Origin of the sequence: Shewanella salipaludis (genome assembly GCF_012911865.1) — a bacterium.
GTDB classification, from domain to species: Bacteria; Pseudomonadota; Gammaproteobacteria; order Enterobacterales; family Shewanellaceae; genus Shewanella; species Shewanella salipaludis.
In genome coordinates, this window is the sequence record NZ_JAAXYH010000001.1 from 209017 (window position 1) to 226280 (window position 17264).

The window sequence follows — 17264 nt, forward strand, 5'->3', positions numbered from 1 at the left end:
GATACTTATGGAGACATCGACTAAGTTATCGGGTTTAAGCCGCCTCCAGGCTTTATGGTTCACAGGTCATGAACCGTGTTCTTGCACTATCATAAGTTACACGGGGTTAAGAGGGGTTTTAGCTAATGCATAACCATAGATTTTTCATTCTGCGCTTACCTGTGGCAGCCTGCCCGGTAGCCTGTGCCGACACACGCTTGAAGCACCTCACGCTTAACCGCATCAATTCCGGCCGCGAAGAGACCAATAGTCCCCAGTCATAGACGTCGCTCAACTCCCTGGAGTGGCGGCTGGCGCATCGGAATTCCCTGGAGGGAAGCATCCGATGTTGAGTGCTTTGCTTTTTTACCCTCTGATGTCGAGGTGGTGCGGTCAATTTCATGCAAGCTAACAACAGATACTATGAAACCCTGTACGGCGCTTATGGCCAATATTTTACCCAGGATAAACTGGTCTTCGAGCAGTCAACGCCCCAGTGGCAGTTGACTATCTTCGACAATGCCAGGTTTGGGCGTGTGATGTCACTCAATGGCGCCATACAGACGACGGAAAGAGATGAGTTTATCTATCATGAGATGTTGACCCATGTGCCCATATTGGCCCATGGTGCGGTGCAGAGTGTGCTGATCATCGGGGGTGGCGACGGCGGCATGCTCAGAGAAGTGGTGAAGCATGCACAGATCCGCAATATCACTCTGGTGGAAATTGATGCGGCAGTGATAGAGATGTGCAAGACTTACTTCCCGCAGCATTCCCAGGGCGCATTCGAGGATGAGCGGGTCGAGGTGGTGATAGAGGACGGGATGGCATTTGTGCAGTCCTGCCAGCAAGGTTTCGATGTGATTATTTCCGACTGTACGGATCCGGTCGGACCGGGTGAAGTCTTGTTCAGTTCGGACTTTTATCAGGCTTGTATTGCATGCCTTAACGAAGAGGGTATTTTCGTCGCCCAGAATGGGGTGCCATTCATGCAACCCGACGAAGTGCCAAACACAGTAAGGCGCATGAGCCCATATGTGAAGGAATGTTGGTTCTATATGGCCGCCGTGCCCACCTATGTCGGTGGCAGCATGGCGTTTGCATGGGCAACAGATAACCTGAGTGCGCGCCAGCTCGATTTGGCCAGCCTCATGGCTCGTTATGACGCGGCTGGGATCAGCACGCGTTATTACACGCCAGCAATACATCAGGCGAGCTTCGCTTTGCCTGGATTTGTAGAACAAGCCGTCAGGTCTGCCCTGACTGTCTAACCCATTTTTAATTAACGGGCTAAATATATAATGAATGATTGGTCTATTGATGATGCTCGTTCTGGGTACAATGTAACCCACTGGAGCCAAGGATTTTACGGTATCAGCGATGGCGGTGAGGTGACTGTGTCACCGGATCCTGCGAACCCTGAATACAAGATTGGCTTGAACGAGCTGGCCAAAGACATGGTCAAGGCCGGGGTAGCCTTACCCGTGTTGGTGCGTTTCCCACAGATATTGCATCATAGAGTCAACAGCCTGTGTCACGCCTTCGATCAGGCGATCCAGAAGTATGAATATCAGGCCGACTACTTGCTGGTTTACCCCATCAAGGTGAACCAACAGCAGACAGTGGTCGAAGAGATCCTGGCGAGCCAGGTCTCCAAGGAAGTGCCGCAGCTTGGATTGGAAGCCGGCAGTAAGCCTGAGTTGATGGCCGTACTGGCCATGGCGCAGAAGGCCAGTTCCGTCATCGTCTGTAATGGCTACAAAGACAACGAATACATACGCTTGGCATTGATCGGCGAGAAGCTGGGCCATAAAGTCTACATAGTGTTGGAAAAGCTGTCTGAACTTAAGATGGTATTGACCGAATCCAAGCGCCTGGGCGTGACCCCAAGACTGGGCCTGCGTACCCGCCTGGCATTCCAGGGCAAGGGTAAATGGCAGGCCAGTGGCGGCGAAAAGTCCAAGTTTGGCTTGTCGGCGGCGCAGGTACTGACAGTCGTCGAGCAGCTGAAACAGCATGACATGCTGGACTCGCTGCAGCTGCTGCATTTCCACCTGGGGTCGCAAATCGCCAACATCCGCGATATTCGCCAGGGTGTGAGCGAAGCCGGACGTTTCTATTGCGAATTGCGCAAACTCGGCGCCAGCGTCAATTGTTTCGACGTGGGTGGCGGTCTGGCGGTGGACTATGACGGTACCCGCAGCCAGAGCAATAACTCGATGAACTATGGCCTGACCGAATATGCCAACAACATAGTCAATGTGCTGACCGATATCTGTAATGAGTACGAGCAACCCATGCCGCGTATCATCTCGGAATCCGGGCGTTATTTGACGGCTCATCATGCCGTGCTGATCACGGATGTGATAGGCACCGAAGCCTATGTGCCTGAAAACATTCAGCCACCAGCGGAAGAATCGCCCCAGTTGCTGCATAACATGTGGCAATCCTGGTCCGAGATCCGTGGCCGCGCCGATCAGCGGGCGCTGATTGAAATCTACCATGACAGCCAGAGTGACTTGGCCGAAGCCCATTCCTTGTTTGCCGCCGGGCAAATCAATCTGGCGGAACGCGCCTGGGCCGAACAGGCGAACCTGCGGGTATGCCATGAAGTGCAGGGCATGTTGAATGCGAAAAACCGTTATCACAGACCCATCATAGATGAGCTCAACGAGAAGCTGGCCGATAAGTTTTTCGTGAACTTCTCCCTGTTCCAATCCCTGCCGGATGCCTGGGGCATAGATCAGGTGTTCCCCGTGCTGCCTCTGTCCGGGCTGGATAAGGCTCCCGAGCGCCGCGCCGTGATGCTGGACATCACCTGCGATTCCGACGGCATAGTAGATCAGTACGTCGATGGTCAGGGGATTGAAACGACCCTGCCTGTGCCTGCCTGGAGTGCCGAGAGTCCGTACCTGATAGGTTTCTTCCTGGTGGGGGCTTACCAGGAAATTCTGGGTGACATGCATAACCTGTTCGGCGATACCAACTCGGCCGTGGTGCGTATCGATGACAAGGGCCTGACCAATATCGAGTCCGTGCTCGCCGGCGATACGGTGGCGGACGTGTTGCGCTACGTTAACCTGGATGCCGTGTCTTTCATGCGCACCTATGAAGAATTGGTGAATCTGCATATAGAGGAAGCTGAACGGGCCAACATACTCGAAGAGCTGCAATTGGGCTTGAAGGGTTATACCTATTTAGAAGACTTCTCGGTAGAGCAGGTTTAAAGCTAAGCAGGCATGAAACAGGCCGGCAGGAGCCCATCCTTCCGGCCTGTATTAGGTATAGAGACACGATGTTTTTTGAAGGTTCGGAGAAAAAAATTGAGGTCATAGTCACGCCTCAGTATCAGAGTCTGCGCCGGCTCGGTGACGGCTTCTGGGCGCAATTGGTGACCCGTGCCAATGCCGAGATCCTCTCCTGTATCCGCAACCCATATTGCGATGCCTATCTGTTGAGCGAATCGAGTCTGTTCGTCTGGGACGACAGATTCTTGATGTTAACCTGTGGCACTACCACTCTGGTCGACGCGGCCATTGGCTTTATCGAGCACCTGGGCCAGGATGCCATCGCTTTCGCCAGCTATCAGCGCAAGAACGAATACCTGTCGCACTTGCAGCCGAGTTCATTCGAACAAGATCTGCTCAGGCTGCGCCGGCACGTGTCAGGCAAGGCCTATCGCATAGGGCATCTGGACTCACATCACCACTATATTTTTTGCACCGACAGAGACTATCGAGCCGCGGCGGATGACTGCACCAGCGAGCTGCTCATGTACCACATACGCGGTGAGGCGGCCGATTATCTGCGCGGCAGTCGGCAGACGGCAGCGGGAGTGCGTCACTTGCTGGCCTTGGAGAGCATGCTGCCTGAGTTTCAATTTGATGATTTCCTGTTTCAGCCCCTGGGATATTCGGTGAACGCTATCCGTGGCAAGGACTATGTCACCCTACACATCACCCCCCAGGAAACCAGCTCCTATGTGAGCCTGGAAACCAATCTGGACCTGGGCAATTATCCGGTCGATATTTGTGCGCAGCTCCTGGCCCGCCTCAATCCGGGGAGCTGGGATGTGATCGGCTTTAATTCTACCCCCCAGAATCACACTTTTCCGGCGCATTTATGCTTGGGAAGTTGTTCTTTAGCCTCGGAGCAGGGGTATAATATCGACTTCAGTCATTATCAGCACTTGTCCCATGAAGTGTTGATCCCTGAACCTATGTAATTTTTCGGCGTTTGCCCTTTTTGGAGAATGTATGACCACCTTAGCAGATAAACCCGATTACTCGCTGTATTCGAATGCGTTTGGGTATTTGCGTCAACCATTGAACTTCAAGCCCCTCGAAAGCGATGCGGATGTGGTTGTCATTGGTTTGCCGTTCGATATGGCAACTACCGGGCGTTCTGGCGGGCGTATGGGCCCGGACGCGATTCGTCGTGCCTCGGTTAACCTGGCCTGGGAAGAGACCCGCTGGCCTTGGGATTTCAGCCTGAGCCAGCATGTGAAGATGGTCGATGCCGGCGATCTGGTTTATAACTGCGGCGATGCCGAAGACTTTACCCAGAGAGTGGAAGCCTTCGCGACCTCTGTGCTGGAGTCGGGTAAGACGCTGATGAGTTTCGGTGGCGATCATTTCGTGACCTTGCCCTTGCTGCGTGCCCATTACAAGAAGTTCGGCACCATGGCGTTGCTGCATTTCGATGCCCATACAGACACTTACAGTCAGGGCAGCAAGTATGATCACGGCACCATGTTTTTCCATGCTCCCCGTGAAGGCATCATAGATCCGGCGCACTCTGTGCAGGTCGGTATCCGCACCGAATACAATCGTGAAAACCACGGCTACCAAGTGATCGACGGCGCTACCGCCAACGATCTCAGTGCCGAGGAAATCGTGGCGCAGATCCGCACCCGGGTCGGCGACATGCCCTTGTATATCACCTTCGATATCGACTGCCTGGATCCTGCCTTCGCTCCAGGCACTGGTACCCCAGTGTGTGGCGGCCTCACCAGTGATAAGGCGATGAAGATTATCCGTGGCCTGCGTGGCATGAATGTGGTCGGTATGGACGTGGTTGAAGTGGCGCCCGCCTATGATTCGGCCGACATCACGGCGCTGGCCGGTGCGACCCTGGGACTGGAGATGCTGCACGTCTGGGCCGAAGGTCAGGGGCTGATTAAGAAATAAGTGTTATCGACAGCGAAAAGCCAACGTCCTGACGTTGGCTTTTTCATTTGTGCCGTCATAATAGCGCTATAACGACGGCTTCCGCTTCTCAACATGCTAAGGAAAGAACAATGACAGATCTCAGTGATATTCGTCGGGAATACAACAAGGGAGGGCTGCGGCGTGCCGACTTGCCGGCCAATCCCATGACGCTGTTTGCCACTTGGATGGGGCAGGCCAGGGAGGCTGAGCTGAGCGATCCAACCGCCATGTGTGTTGCCACAGTCGATGCCAGTGGTCAGCCATTCCAGCGCATAGTCTTGCTGAAACGCTTCGATGATAATGGTTTCGTCTTCTTTACCAATCTCGAGAGCCGCAAGGCGCAGCAAATCGCCGCCAACGCCAAGATCAGCCTGTTGTTTCCCTGGCATCCGCTGGAGCGTCAAGTCGCGGTGACGGGCCAGGCCGAGGCGCTATCCACCGCCGAGGTGATCAAGTATTTCATGAGCCGCCCCAAGGAGAGCCAGATCGCCGCCTGGGTGTCCAAGCAGTCGAGTAAGCTGTCGGCGCGTCAGGCGCTGGAGAGTAAATTCATGGAGATGAAGGCGAAATTTGCTCAGGGCGAGATACCTTTGCCTAAATTCTGGGGCGGCTTTCTGGTCAGGCCTTCGAGCATAGAATTCTGGCAGGGGGGCGAGCATAGGCTACACGACCGTTTCCTCTACACCAAAGAGGCAAGCAGCTGGCAGATAGACAGGCTCGCGCCTTAAAAGCCTGCCAGCTGGAACCTCGCGCCGCAGTCAGAGCGGCGTGACGTTTTCCGCTTGTGGGCCTTTTTGACCTTGGGTGACGATGAAGCTTACCTGTTGACCCTCTCTGAGGGTCTTGCGACCCTGGCTGTTGATGGCTCGGTAATGTACAAAGACGTCTTCGGCATTTTCCAGTGCGAGAAAACCGAAACCTTTTTCATCATTGAACCATTTAACAACACCGGTAACTAACTGATCTGACATAATATCCTCGATATATTTTGGGTTTGTTACACGTTTGCACCGCCATCCACTGGCAGGATGAAACCCTCATAGGCTAGCAGTGAATTATTGCAAGTACTTGACAGTGCAAGCGTAAGATATCCAGTCGCTGCCAATGAGCAGGTGTGTTGCCGAGTGGCGCAGGCTGTAACTTTGAGACGAGAAGATGAACGACACTAACAGCAAAATCTGGGTAGATGCCGATGCCTGCCCCAATCCCATCAAGGAGATACTGTTCCGGGCGGCAGAGCGCAAAGGGGTCAGGGTGATCCTGGTAGCCAATCAATTGCTGCGGGTGCCGGTATCGCCCCATATCGCCGTGGTGCGGGTGGGCAGTGGCTTCGATGTGGCCGATCAGTACATAGAAGCTCAGGTGCGGGCTAATGATTTGGTGATCACCGCCGATATTCCATTAGCGGCGGCGGTGATCGACAAGGACGCGCTGGCGGTCAATCCCAGGGGAGAGCTCTATACCGCCGATAATATCCGCCAAAAATTAACCATGCGGGATTTCATGGAAACCCTGCGCGGCTCGGGGGTGCATACCGGCGGGCCGGATAGTTTTTCCCAGGCGGATAAGCACGCCTTTGCAAAAACATTAGATAAATGGCTGGCAGGTCGTTAAAGTAATTCGCGGCTGGAGGCCGTCGTTGGGGACACAGCGACAGCCTCGGCGACAGAACAAGTAACTTACGGAAAGATAATACCAAGAGGATATGTGATGAATAAATGGATGAGTGTTATCGCCTTGGCCATGCTTGCCGGCGCTGCCAATGCGGCCCCATGGCAAGTTGCCAATCAAGATTCCAGGGTCAGTTTTATCTCCATCAAGAAAGGCGATATTGCCGAAGTGCATCATTTTAAGCGCCTCAGCGGCAGTCTGGATGATAAGGGCCACTTCGAGCTGAATATCCCCCTGTCGAGCGTGTCTACCGGGGTAGAGATCCGTGACGAGCGCATGCAGAGTCTGTTGTTCGATGTGACTCGGTTTCCGCAGTTGACCCTGAATGCCAGCATAGCCCCGGCACTCATAGCAGATCTGGCGGTCGGTGATAGCCGGGTGGTCGAGCTCGATGGACAGATAGGCCTGCATGGCAAGGCCTTGAATAAGCGTTTCAGCCTGGTGCTGGCCAAGTTATCCGAGCATAAGGTGCAGGTCAGCAGCTGGCAACCTGTCATCGTCAATGCCAAGGAGTTTGATCTCGTCGCCGGGGTCGATAAGCTGCGGGATATTGCAGGCTTACCCAGCATCAGTCTGGCTGTGCCGGTGTCTTTTGTGCTGACACTGACGCAATAAGGCCGAGCCGCGACAGGCAGGAAAAAACCGCCGGACCCGGGTCCGGCGTTCATCATAATCAGCGTGTTAAGGGCGGGGAAATGGTAACAGATAAAGACGGCTATATGCATTTGATACAATATCTTACTGAGCATCTAGGCCTGTTTGAAACTCCGGATAGTCAGCAGCTTTGCAGCGAAACTGTGATGGAGTGGTTTGAGGACCAACTCTCGGCGCAGATCATCATGGTGTGCGGCCAAAACCCTTCGCTGACGTTCGAACAACGCAACACAGTGATCCGCGAGATAGATGCCATCATCTACGATTTGGAAGAGATTTTGGCGAAAGTCGCCTCCCATAAGGCGACCCAGGCCCAGATCCTGTTTATTACCGAGTTTTCCGGGCTGATCAAGAATCTGTTCGATCAAGAAATCGCCAGGCTCGAGCCCGTCGAATAAAACTCATGGGGATTAAATACTTAGTTACAGTCTTTTGATTGATGCCGCTTGTACTTCTTTACCTGCACATCTAATGTTTGAGTTGTTCTTGTGTAGGGAGTCGTTATGTTGCATATGATGAATATCAAGCCATTTGGACGGCCGTTTCTGGGGTATCATCTGGTCATTTATCTGCTGTTATTCCTATGCTGGCTGTTGCTGCGGCTGTTCAGTAGCCATGCAACCGACTTCGGTTGGGGCTTTATTCCCTTCGTGATTTCCCTGCCTTTCGTGCCCTTTATTCTCGTCTGGCTAGGTGTACAGTTCTCGCGACATTTCCGCTATTTCAAGGAAGGGCATCATAGGGGGCAGCATGCCTGTCATTGCGCCTGTACCATGGGGTTGTTGCTGTTGTATATTTTCCATTTCGTCTATTGATGGTGCGTTGACGCCGTGAAGGAGTGACCATGCTTGAGCTTAAGGCCGGTTTCGAGCACGACACAGTCGCCGTGAAGGCCTCGGGTGTGATTAGCGCGCAAGACTATGAGGAAGTCTTGCTGCCCGCCATAGAAGCCAAGCTCAGGGATCATGCCAGCATCCGCCTATGGTATGAATTTTCAGCACAATTTGAAGGTATTTCTGTTGGCGCCCTGTGGGATGATGCCGTGCTTGGGTTGTTTCATCTGAATGACTTTTCCCGCATCGCCATAGTGGCCGACGATCCTCTGATGCGCACCATGGCCAAGACCCTGGCCAGCATGATCCCCTGTTCGGTACGGGTCTTCGGCCTTGCCGAGCTGAATGATGCCAAACTCTGGTTCGAGCAAACACCTTCCTAGTCCCTTCACGGCTTAATTTGCCTTGCTCTCAGTTGGGGTCTCAGTTGGGTTCTCGCTCTCGTCGCTCTCGTCGCTGTTGGGCAAGGGCAGGCAACAGCTGATTTTAGTGCCCTTGTTGATGCTCGACTGAATGTTGAGGCTGCCTTTGAGTTCGGTGCGCAGCCACAGCGACAGACAGCTCAGGGTGCCATGACACTTGTCCTGGCGTATCCATTCCTTGAGTTGTGCCAACTGCTGGAAAGTGAGCCCGATACCATTGTCTTCACAGTCGATATGCAGCTGCCGATGCTCGGTGTAAAGCGTCAGTCTGATGCGTTTGTGTTCTATGTGCTCACTGAAGGCATGTGCCAGGGTGTTGATCAGCAAGGGATACAAGAGGTGCAAGTAGCTCCAGGCATCGCCTTCGACCACCAATTTGTTATCACACTCGAGCTCGACTTCGACCCCTTGCTTGTGCAGCTGCGGCTGCAGCAGGCTCAGCAGATGTTGGACGAACTGCGCCAGGTGTACGGGTTTAACGTCGCTATGCTGGGCGGCCACCAATTGGTGCAGATGGCGTATCCTGTCGGTATGCTGGCTCATGAGCGCCATGAGTGGCTCCTGGGTTTGGGGGGACCCGGGGTCGAGGCGGCAGATCTTCGCCAGCAGGCTATCCTGCTCCTGCATCATGCCGGCAACCAGGCTCTCCACCAGGCCCTGCAGCAACCTATGGCTCAGGTGGCCACTCTTATTCAGCTGAATTTGTCTCTCCAGGCTGGCACCCAGCTCCCTATGCTGCGCGGCCAGGGTCTGGTATTTATGGGATAACTGCTGAAGTTGATTTTGCTGTTGTTGTTTTTCACCCAGCAGTTGTTGATATGCCTGGGCCTGTTGTTGTTCCAGCTGTTTCTTGGTTGCAATATTGAAGGCGATGGCACCCACGGCGACCGCCTTGTCGTTATCATCCAGTATGCTGAACTTGGTGACCAGATAACTGAGATCCCCATGGGGCGAGGGGAATGCCTCCTCGAAGCTGATGGCGTCGTTGCTCTCCAGTACCCTGTTATCATTCTTGCGGTAAATTTGTGCCAAGGCGAGCGGGAAGAGGTCATTGTCCGTGGCCCCCAGTATGTGGCGCTTCTCTATGCCCAAGGTTTCGCAGAACTTGTCGTTGGCCAGGATATAGCGGCCATTCAAGTCTTTTATATAAATCAAATTATTGGATGATTTCAGCAGGGCATTGAGTTGGTCCTTGTATTGTTTCAGCTCCTGCTGTGCTTCCTTCTGGCTCTGCAGCTGCTGCTCCAATGCCAGGTTGTTGGCATCCAGGCTCGACATGGTCACTTCCAGCTGCCGGGTACGGGCGATGAAAGCCCTGGCGAGCATGCCGACCTCATCCTGGCGACTGGAGGCATCCAACTCCAGCAGGGCGGGATTATTCTGCTGCAGTGCGTCGGCCATGCGGCTCATGGGGGTCACAAATAACCTCTGCTGTAACAGGAACAGCAATACCAGCGCCAGCAGCTGCATGGCGATGAGGTAGGCCCCCACCTTGGCGGCGATAAGATTCGCCTTGTTGGCCAGAGACGAGATGGGGGTGACTATGATGACCTTCCAATAGGTGTTGGGCATCAGAAACAGAGACACCAATGCGGGTTCACCCAGCAGGGGATCGTGTTTCAATTCGACCGACTGTAACAGTCTAGGCGCCTGAAGTTCGTTGTTGACCCTGGTGTTGACTATGGCGCCGAGCATGGCCCTCTGGCTTGGATCCAGCTGTGGGCTCAGTTGTTCCCCTTGAGGCGCTGAGCTGCTCACCTTGGCGGCGCTGCGCATGAAGGCCTGATTGGCGCTTATTACCGCCTGCTGCACCGCCTCATATTCAGTTTGCCTGGCGCTCAGCTGCGCGAAGGTGATGAAACGCCTGTCTCCATTGGGATCGGACTCGCTGATCTTGTCTTCATCCGGATAGGCCAAGATCCTGTCCTGGGGATCCAGAGCTATCACATAGCCGCTCAGGTCCAGCATCAAATTGCGCAACATGGCGGAGAATTGCGTCAGGCTCACGTCCACAGTGGCCGCGCCGATGAAATGATGCTCGACCCAGAGCGGCGTCGAGACGGTCACCATGGTTTGGTGAGTGAAGGGATCGCGATAGGACTTGGACCAGAGTGTCTTGCCCGCGGGCAGGAAGCGGGTCGGTTGATACCAATCCTCCGAGTGATAACTCATGCGGCTGTCACTGTTGTAATCATCGACCCTGAGCAGTTTGCCTCGGCTGTCCCGGCCCCAGAATAGGCTGTCGCGGTATTTTTTTTGTTCGAAGGCACCTGGCTCGGGCCAGATGCCGCCCCCTGCTATGATGCTTTGTGGATGGCTCTGCTCCATGATAGCCGGCAGGGTATGGAGCAGCTGTTCATGATCGTGGCGATACAGGGCGCCGAGATCGGCGATGGCCACCACCTTGGTCTCGACCTTGGCTGTCATCTCCATCAGCCTGGCGACCACCAACTGGCCATTGCTCTGATTGAGCGCCGTCTGTTGATCCAGGAGTTGCGAGCGTTGGATGATGACCATCACCCAGACGGTGCAGGTGATGAGTATGGTGGCGATAACGAATTGAATAACGCTGAATTTGAAGGTCAGACTGTTACGCCAGTGGGCCAACTGGGATCTCGCCCCTGTCGTGATTCCTTGCACCATCGCCATCCCTTATCGTTGCGGGGAACTCTGCTGAGTTTAACCTTTTTATTGTTACTTGGTATTAACTTAAGTGGAAATTGCGCAAAAGAAAAGCCAAGAGGCGCGCGCACCTCTTGGCTCTGTGGGGTTTGGTCGGGGAAGTTAGAGTTTGAGACCGACCAACAACTGATCCAATTGTTCGGCGGTGGCATGTAGCTCGTCGCACCCTGAAACCGACTGGTTGGCGGACTGCTCGACATCGTGGGATTGGTTGCGGATCTCCATCAGATTGGTGGCTATCTCGTTGGCGACCGCCGACTGCTCTTCGGCCGAGGTGGCTATCAGCACACTCATCTCGAACACCTTGCCGCTATGCAGGGCGATGTTTTCCAGATCTTGGCCCGTCTGCAATACATTTTTCTTGCCTTCATCGGCCTGGCCCACGGTACGCAACATCACCTGGGTCAGGTTACGGGTGCCGGCTTGCAGGGATTCGATCATGGACTTGATCTCCACTGTCGCCGCCTGAGTGCGTCCGGCCAGGGTCCTGACTTCATCGGCAACCACGGCAAAGCCGCGGCCCTGCTCGCCGGCCCTGGCGGCCTCGATGGCGGCATTGAGCGCCAACAGGTTGGTCTGTTGGGAAATGGCGTTGATGGTCGAGACGACCTCGTCTATCTGGCTGGCGTTGTCGTTGAGCACATTGACGGCATCGGAGGCATCGGCGATTTCATTGGACAGCTGGCCTATGGCCTGCACTGTGGTGGCTATGCCTTTGGCACCGGCATCGACCTGGACATTGGCTTCCTGGGTCTCGGTCGAGGAGTGTTCGGCGTTGCGGGCGACTTCTTTCACCGCCGCCGTCATCTCTTCCATCGCTGTGGCCAGCGAGTCCAGATGCTGACGTTGATTCATCGCCAGCGATTGCCCCTGCTGCGCCGTATCCCGGAAGGCGGCGACGACGCTGCGGATCTGTGCCGTGGCTTGTGACACCTGTTTGACCAGCTGGTGCTGGCGTTCGACCAGGGCATCTATGCTGATGGCCAGGATGCTGAATTCATCCTTGACTTCGAAGAAGTTGAGCCGGCCGGTGAGATCGCCCGAGGCGGCCCGTTTCAACGCCATCACAGTCGTGTACAGGGCGCCGCCGACGAAGGTGGAAATGTAATAGCTGAACAGGCAGAGGATGATGAGCGAGGCCGCAATGGCGCCATAGACCAGGCCATTGTCATGCGCCGTCATGGCGTCGAGGGCCTGGCGGGTGACACTGCGGCTGCTGACGAGTTGTTGCCCGTTGATGCCACTGACCAGGGTAAAGTTGTCGCCGTTTTGGAGCATGCCACCGCCGTCGGCGGCGAGCCGTGCAAGGGCAGGGGCGGCGTCATTGACTCGGCTGACGCTGAGCCCATCGCCGAGCTGTCTTAAGAAATCGCCGGCCTGTTCCGCGGGCAGGGCGGCGTAGGCCTGACCCAAGAGATTATTGGCCGCTTGAATTTGGCTCTGCTCTTGCTTGAGCAGGGCGTCGCGCATGGATTGGTTATACTGGCTGTTGAGTAACCAGCTGAGTCCAAGGATGATGATGATGGGCACCAGTGCCAGAATGGCAAATTTGGTTTTTAGGGTCATGTGGATGAGAAATTGATCTATCCAACGAAATTTAACTTCTTTCATTAACGCCTCGATATTATGGACTCTGAAACGACTTCTCTATATCGGGTAATATGCCGCCGACTTGAGGCTATTTCAGGGTATTCGGGTTTGTTTGTTCAGAAAATCGCCATGGAGCGCCTGTTGTTGGGGGATTTTCCATCAGCGTTAGAGTGTGCGTCAGTTTGGCCGCAGATAGCAAGACGTCATTGGCAGCCATCCGCCCGGGAAGGCCGCCGGCGAGGGGCTTTAGCCTGGGTTGAAATTCAGCCGGCTAAGTGCGCCGACAGATGCATTAACATCATGAAAAGGGCGAATAAAGCCTAGTAAAAGCCCCTTGTCTCGCGTAAAATTCTACTCTTTTGTTCTCGCTAGGAACCAAAACGGCGCTAAGGTCAGAGCCAGGCATAGCCGGGTGAAAAAGCCGGGTGGAAAACCAAGCGCAGTGTTACACCAACAGCAGCCAATAGCCTGATCCTGAGGCGCCAATTCAGCCTCCTATGAGTGCTAGTAAGCAGTGGAAGATAAGATGCAGCAGTTAACTGAGATCGTAGAACAAGCCTTAGTCACTATTGACCAGGCCAGTGATCTGAAGACATTGGATGATATCCGTGTTGATTACCTGGGTAAGAAGGGTAAGATCACCGACATGATGAAAATGATGGGGACTCTGAGTGCCGAAGAGAAGCCCGCGTTTGGTCAAGCCGTCAATGACGCCAAGCAAGCCGTTCAGCAAAAATTGGGCCTAAAGATCGACGGCCTCAAGCGCGCCGAGCTGGAAGCCAAACTTGTCGCCGAGAAAATTGATGTGACACTTCCGGGTCGCACCATGGACCTAGGTGGCTTGCATCCAGTTACCCGTACCATAGAACGCATAGAAACCTTTTTCGGTGAGCTGGGCTTCAGTGTCAAATATGGCCCGGAGATCGAAGATGATTTTCATAACTTCGATGCCTTGAATATTTCCGAACATCACCCAGCGCGGGCGGATCACGATACCTTCTACTTCAATCCCAAGCTGATGCTGCGTACCCAGACCTCGGGCGTGCAGATCCGCACCATGGAAACGGAGAAGCCACCTTTGAGGATCATCTCTCCCGGTCGCGTCTACCGTAACGATTACGATCAGACCCATACACCCATGTTCCACCAGGTCGAAGGCCTGTTCGTGGACGAGCATGTGAATTTCGCCGAGCTCAAAGGCATATTGCATGACTTCCTGCGTAACTTCTTCGAAGAAGATCTGGAAGTGCGCTTCCGTCCTTCTTATTTCCCCTTCACTGAGCCTTCGGCCGAAGTGGACGTGAAAGGCAAGAATGGCTGGCTGGAAGTCCTGGGTTGCGGCATGGTACATCCGAATGTGCTGCGCAGCGTAGGGATAGATCCCGAGAAATACTCCGGTTTTGCTTTTGGTATGGGGGTCGAGCGTTTGACCATGTTGCGTTACGGCGTTAACGACCTGCGTGCCTTCTTCGAAAACGATTTACGTTTCCTCAAGCAATTTAAATAACGGAGCAGTATCCAATGAAATTCAGTGAATCCTGGCTGCGTGAGTGGGTCAACCCTGCCATTAGCCGTGAGGCCTTATCCCATCAAATTACCATGGCCGGTCTGGAAGTGGACGGTATCGACCCCGTTGCCGCCGAGTTCAGCGGTGTCGTCGTCGGCGAAGTGGTCGAATGCGGCCAACACCCGGATGCCGACAAGCTGAGGGTCACCAAGGTCAACGTCGGTGCCGATGAGCTTATCGACATCGTCTGTGGTGCCGCCAACTGTCGTCAGGGCCTGAGAGTGGCCGTCGCCATGGTCGGTGCCGTATTGCCAGGCGATTTCAAGATCAAGAAAGCCAAGCTGCGCGGTCAGCCTTCCATGGGCATGCTCTGCTCCTACGGTGAGCTGGGCATAGACATAGAGAGTGACGGCATCATCGAATTGCCGCAGGATGCGCCCCTCGGCATGGATATACGTGAGTTCCTGCAACTCGACGACGCCGTCATCGACGTGGACCTGACAGCCAACCGCGCCGATTGCCTGGGTCTGGCCGGCCTCGCCCGTGAAGTGGGCGTGCTGAACCGTCAGGCCGTCATCGAGCCGAGCTGGGAAGCGGCGGTTGCCGGCAGCGACGCCCAGGTCAAGATTAACCTGCTCGAGCCTCAGGCTTGCCCGCGCTACTTGGGTCGGGTGGTGAAGAACATAGACGTCAAGGCAGCGACCCCGCTGTGGATGCAGGAAAAGCTGCGCCGCAGCGGTATTCGCTCCATAGATCCCATAGTCGACATCACCAACTTCGTGTTACTGGAATTCGGTCAGCCGATGCATGCCTTCGACTTGGCAAAGCTCGAGGGGGATATCCAGGTGCGTCTGGGCAATGGTGCAGAGAAGCTGACGCTGCTCGATGGCACCGAAGTCACAGTGCCGGCCGACACCTTGGTGATCGCCGACAGCGTCAAGCCGCTGGCATTGGCCGGTGTCTTCGGGGGAGAAGCGTCAGGTGTCAGCGACACCACCCGGGACATACTGCTCGAGTGTGCCTTCTTCGCGCCGCTGGCCATCATGGGCAAATCCCGTCGTCTGGGGCTGCATACCGACTCATCCCATAGATTCGAGCGCGGTGTCGATCCTCAGATGCAGCATAAGGTCATGGACAGGGCGACCCGTCTGGTACTGGACATCTGTGGCGGCGAAGCCGGTCCTGTGGTCGAAGCCAAGTCAGATGAACACCTGCCAAAGCAGGTGGAGATCCGCTTGCGCCGCAGCAAGCTGGACAGGATCCTGGGCCATAGCATTCCGGACAGCGATGTGACCGAGATTTTGCAGCGCCTGGGTTTTGGCGTCGAAGTCGCCGCCGACAGCTGGCTGGTCACTACCGCCACTTACCGTTTCGATATGGCGATCGAAGAAGACTTGATCGAAGAAGTTGCCCGTATCTATGGTTACAACAACATTCCCAACGTGGCCCCGGTGGCGGCGCTCAGCATGCCCGTCCACAAAGAGTCTGAGCTGAGCCTCAAGCGGGTACGTGACCTCTTGGTGGGCAGGGGTTTCCAGGAAGCCGTGACTTACAGTTTCGTCGATCCCAAGTTGCAGTCTCTGGTGCACCCGGGGCAAGACACCATGGTGTTGCCGCACCCGATATCGAGCGAAATGTCTGTCATGCGCCTGTCCATGTTCACCGGTTTATTGACCGCCGTCGGCTATAACCAGGCGCGTCAGCAGGGCCGGGTGAGATTATTTGAGACAGGTTTACGCTTTGTTCCTGATCTGAATGCCGAATCCGGTGTCAGGCAGCAAGCCATGCTGGGCGCGGTGATCACCGGCCTGCAGCAGGACGAACATTGGTCTATGGAGTCGAAAACCGTTGATTTCTTCGATCTTAAAGGCGATTTAGAAGCCATTATCGGCTTGACAGTTTCCACATCAGAATTTAGCTTTAAAGAGGCGAGCCATACGGCGCTTCATCCTGGGCAATGTGCTGAAATATTAAGGAATGATCGCGTCATAGGTTACATAGGTGCGGTTCATCCCAGCCTGGAGAAGCCGTTTGGTCTCAATGGTAAGACAATCGTTTTCGAACTGGAATTGGATGCTTTATTACATGCGAAATTGCCGCTAGCCCAAGCTGTGTCTAAGTTCCCGGCAAACCGCCGTGACATAGCCTTGGTGGTAGACGAGAGTGTGGCAGCAAGCGATGTGATGAATTTGATAAGAAAAGTTGGCGAAAATCAGTTGGTTGGCTTAAACTTGTTCGATGTATACTTAGGTAAAGGTGTTGAACCCGGCAAGAAGAGCCTGGCGATAGCACTTACGTTACAAGACACTACTCGTACCCTTGAGGAAAAAGAGATAGCTGAAACCGTTGATTCAGTCGTTTCCGCCCTGAAGGTCGAGTTCAACGCATCGTTGAGGGAATAGAGTATGGCACTTACCAAGGCCGAAATGGCAGAGCATCTTTTTGAAACGCTTGGTATTAATAAGCGCGTTGCAAAAGAGATGGTAGAGTCGTTCTTCGAAGAAATTCGAGGCGCACTCGAGAACGGTGAGCAGGTCAAGCTATCTGGCTTTGGCAATTTTGACCTTAGGGATAAGAATCAAAGACCGGGAAGGAACCCAAAAACAGGTGAAGACATACCTATTTCAGCCCGTCGGGTCGTGACTTTTCGTCCCGGCCAGAAGCTGAAGACCCGTGTAGAAGCATCCAACACGGGCAAATAGTTTCGCTTGCGTAT

Annotated in this window: 16 protein-coding genes; 13 read left to right on the forward strand and 3 right to left on the reverse strand. The window is 54.4% G+C overall.

Going from position 1 to position 17264, the window contains the following annotated elements:
- The first annotated feature begins 380 nt into the window (after positions 1–380).
- From speE to pdxH, 5 genes are all read left to right on the forward strand, one after another.
- Positions 381–1250, forward strand: coding sequence for a polyamine aminopropyltransferase (gene speE, locus HC757_RS00870; protein WP_169562369.1), 870 nt, complete (start codon positions 381–383; stop codon positions 1248–1250).
- Positions 1251–1280: 30 nt separating this feature from the next.
- Positions 1281–3206: a biosynthetic arginine decarboxylase gene (gene speA, locus HC757_RS00875; protein ID WP_169562370.1), complete on the forward strand. Its 1926-nt coding sequence runs from the start codon at positions 1281–1283 to the stop codon at positions 3204–3206.
- A 68-nt stretch (positions 3207–3274) separates the two neighbouring features.
- Positions 3275–4204 carry an adenosylmethionine decarboxylase gene (locus HC757_RS00880; protein WP_169562371.1) on the forward strand — a complete coding sequence of 310 codons (930 nt, stop codon included), beginning with the start codon at positions 3275–3277 and terminating at the stop codon, positions 4202–4204.
- 31 nt (positions 4205–4235) lie between these two features.
- Positions 4236–5168, forward strand: a complete 933-nt coding sequence (gene speB, locus HC757_RS00885; protein ID WP_169562372.1) for an agmatinase — start codon at positions 4236–4238, stop codon at positions 5166–5168.
- Between the two features lie 110 nt (positions 5169–5278).
- A complete protein-coding gene (gene pdxH, locus HC757_RS00890; protein ID WP_169562373.1) occupies positions 5279–5917 on the forward strand; it encodes a pyridoxamine 5'-phosphate oxidase in 639 nt (212 codons plus the stop codon).
- A gap of 30 nt (positions 5918–5947) precedes the next feature.
- On the opposite strand, the gene HC757_RS00895 is transcribed toward pdxH, so the two are convergent.
- Complete coding sequence (locus tag HC757_RS00895) at positions 5948–6160, reverse strand: cold-shock protein (RefSeq protein ID WP_169562374.1); 213 nt, start codon at positions 6158–6160, stop codon at positions 5948–5950.
- Positions 6161–6344: 184 nt separating this feature from the next.
- Here HC757_RS00895 and HC757_RS00900 point away from each other — a divergent pair, with 184 nt between their 5' ends.
- The 5 genes from HC757_RS00900 to HC757_RS00920 all read left to right on the forward strand — a co-directional run bounded on the left by HC757_RS00900 (position 6345) and on the right by HC757_RS00920 (position 8730).
- The gene (locus tag HC757_RS00900) at positions 6345–6803 is read left to right on the forward strand and encodes a YaiI/YqxD family protein (protein WP_169562375.1); all 459 of its coding nucleotides are present in this window, start codon (positions 6345–6347) and stop codon (positions 6801–6803) included.
- A 96-nt stretch (positions 6804–6899) separates the two neighbouring features.
- Positions 6900–7475, forward strand: a complete 576-nt coding sequence (locus tag HC757_RS00905; protein ID WP_169562376.1) for a YceI family protein — start codon at positions 6900–6902, stop codon at positions 7473–7475.
- 80 nt (positions 7476–7555) lie between these two features.
- Complete coding sequence (locus HC757_RS00910) at positions 7556–7912, forward strand: DUF3802 family protein (RefSeq protein WP_169562377.1); 357 nt, start codon at positions 7556–7558, stop codon at positions 7910–7912.
- Between the two features lie 105 nt (positions 7913–8017).
- The gene (locus tag HC757_RS00915) at positions 8018–8329 is read left to right on the forward strand and encodes a hypothetical protein (protein ID WP_244622992.1); all 312 of its coding nucleotides are present in this window, start codon (positions 8018–8020) and stop codon (positions 8327–8329) included.
- A gap of 29 nt (positions 8330–8358) precedes the next feature.
- Positions 8359–8730 carry a SpoIIAA family protein gene (locus tag HC757_RS00920; protein WP_169562378.1) on the forward strand — a complete coding sequence of 124 codons (372 nt, stop codon included), beginning with the start codon at positions 8359–8361 and terminating at the stop codon, positions 8728–8730.
- A 12-nt stretch (positions 8731–8742) separates the two neighbouring features.
- Here the strand turns inward: HC757_RS00920 and HC757_RS00925 are convergent, their stop codons facing one another.
- Both HC757_RS00925 and HC757_RS00930 read right to left on the reverse strand, forming a co-directional pair.
- Positions 8743–11412, reverse strand: coding sequence for a PDC sensor domain-containing protein (locus HC757_RS00925; protein WP_169562379.1), 2670 nt, complete (start codon positions 11410–11412; stop codon positions 8743–8745).
- 141 nt (positions 11413–11553) lie between these two features.
- Positions 11554–13062, reverse strand: a complete 1509-nt coding sequence (locus HC757_RS00930) for a methyl-accepting chemotaxis protein (RefSeq protein ID WP_169562380.1) — start codon at positions 13060–13062, stop codon at positions 11554–11556.
- 505 nt (positions 13063–13567) lie between these two features.
- Between HC757_RS00930 and pheS the strand changes: the two genes are divergently transcribed.
- Genes pheS through ihfA form a run of 3 tightly spaced genes read left to right on the forward strand, consistent with a single transcriptional unit; the run spans position 13568 to position 17250 of the window.
- Positions 13568–14548 carry a phenylalanine--tRNA ligase subunit alpha gene (pheS, locus tag HC757_RS00935; protein WP_169562381.1) on the forward strand — a complete coding sequence of 327 codons (981 nt, stop codon included), beginning with the start codon at positions 13568–13570 and terminating at the stop codon, positions 14546–14548.
- Between the two features lie 14 nt (positions 14549–14562).
- Positions 14563–16950, forward strand: coding sequence for a phenylalanine--tRNA ligase subunit beta (gene pheT, locus HC757_RS00940; protein ID WP_169562382.1), 2388 nt, complete (start codon positions 14563–14565; stop codon positions 16948–16950).
- Positions 16951–16953: 3 nt separating this feature from the next.
- Positions 16954–17250, forward strand: coding sequence for an integration host factor subunit alpha (gene ihfA / locus HC757_RS00945; protein WP_169562383.1), 297 nt, complete (start codon positions 16954–16956; stop codon positions 17248–17250).
- Positions 17251–17264: the final 14 nt, after the last annotated feature.

What these genes read in the sequence shown, in the direction of transcription:
- speA (WP_169562370.1), top strand. Translation starts at nt 1,281, where the DNA reads ATGAATGATTGGTCTATTGATGATGCTCGTTCTGGGTACAATGTAACC.
- pheS (WP_169562381.1), top strand. Translation starts at nt 13,568, where the DNA reads ATGCAGCAGTTAACTGAGATCGTAGAACAAGCCTTAGTCACTATTGAC.
- HC757_RS00920 (WP_169562378.1), top strand. Translation starts at nt 8,359, where the DNA reads ATGCTTGAGCTTAAGGCCGGTTTCGAGCACGACACAGTCGCCGTGAAG.
- HC757_RS00925 (WP_169562379.1), bottom strand. Translation starts at nt 11,412, where the DNA reads ATGGTGCAAGGAATCACGACAGGGGCGAGATCCCAGTTGGCCCACTGG.
- pdxH (WP_169562373.1), top strand. Translation starts at nt 5,279, where the DNA reads ATGACAGATCTCAGTGATATTCGTCGGGAATACAACAAGGGAGGGCTG.
- speE (WP_169562369.1), top strand. Translation starts at nt 381, where the DNA reads ATGCAAGCTAACAACAGATACTATGAAACCCTGTACGGCGCTTATGGC.
- HC757_RS00930 (WP_169562380.1), bottom strand. Translation starts at nt 13,062, where the DNA reads ATGAAAGAAGTTAAATTTCGTTGGATAGATCAATTTCTCATCCACATG.
- HC757_RS00915 (WP_244622992.1), top strand. Translation starts at nt 8,018, where the DNA reads ATGTTGCATATGATGAATATCAAGCCATTTGGACGGCCGTTTCTGGGG.
- pheT (WP_169562382.1), top strand. Translation starts at nt 14,563, where the DNA reads ATGAAATTCAGTGAATCCTGGCTGCGTGAGTGGGTCAACCCTGCCATT.
- ihfA (WP_169562383.1), top strand. Translation starts at nt 16,954, where the DNA reads ATGGCACTTACCAAGGCCGAAATGGCAGAGCATCTTTTTGAAACGCTT.
- HC757_RS00900 (WP_169562375.1), top strand. Translation starts at nt 6,345, where the DNA reads ATGAACGACACTAACAGCAAAATCTGGGTAGATGCCGATGCCTGCCCC.
- HC757_RS00905 (WP_169562376.1), top strand. Translation starts at nt 6,900, where the DNA reads ATGAATAAATGGATGAGTGTTATCGCCTTGGCCATGCTTGCCGGCGCT.
- HC757_RS00880 (WP_169562371.1), top strand. Translation starts at nt 3,275, where the DNA reads ATGTTTTTTGAAGGTTCGGAGAAAAAAATTGAGGTCATAGTCACGCCT.
- speB (WP_169562372.1), top strand. Translation starts at nt 4,236, where the DNA reads ATGACCACCTTAGCAGATAAACCCGATTACTCGCTGTATTCGAATGCG.
- HC757_RS00895 (WP_169562374.1), bottom strand. Translation starts at nt 6,160, where the DNA reads ATGTCAGATCAGTTAGTTACCGGTGTTGTTAAATGGTTCAATGATGAA.
- HC757_RS00910 (WP_169562377.1), top strand. Translation starts at nt 7,556, where the DNA reads ATGGTAACAGATAAAGACGGCTATATGCATTTGATACAATATCTTACT.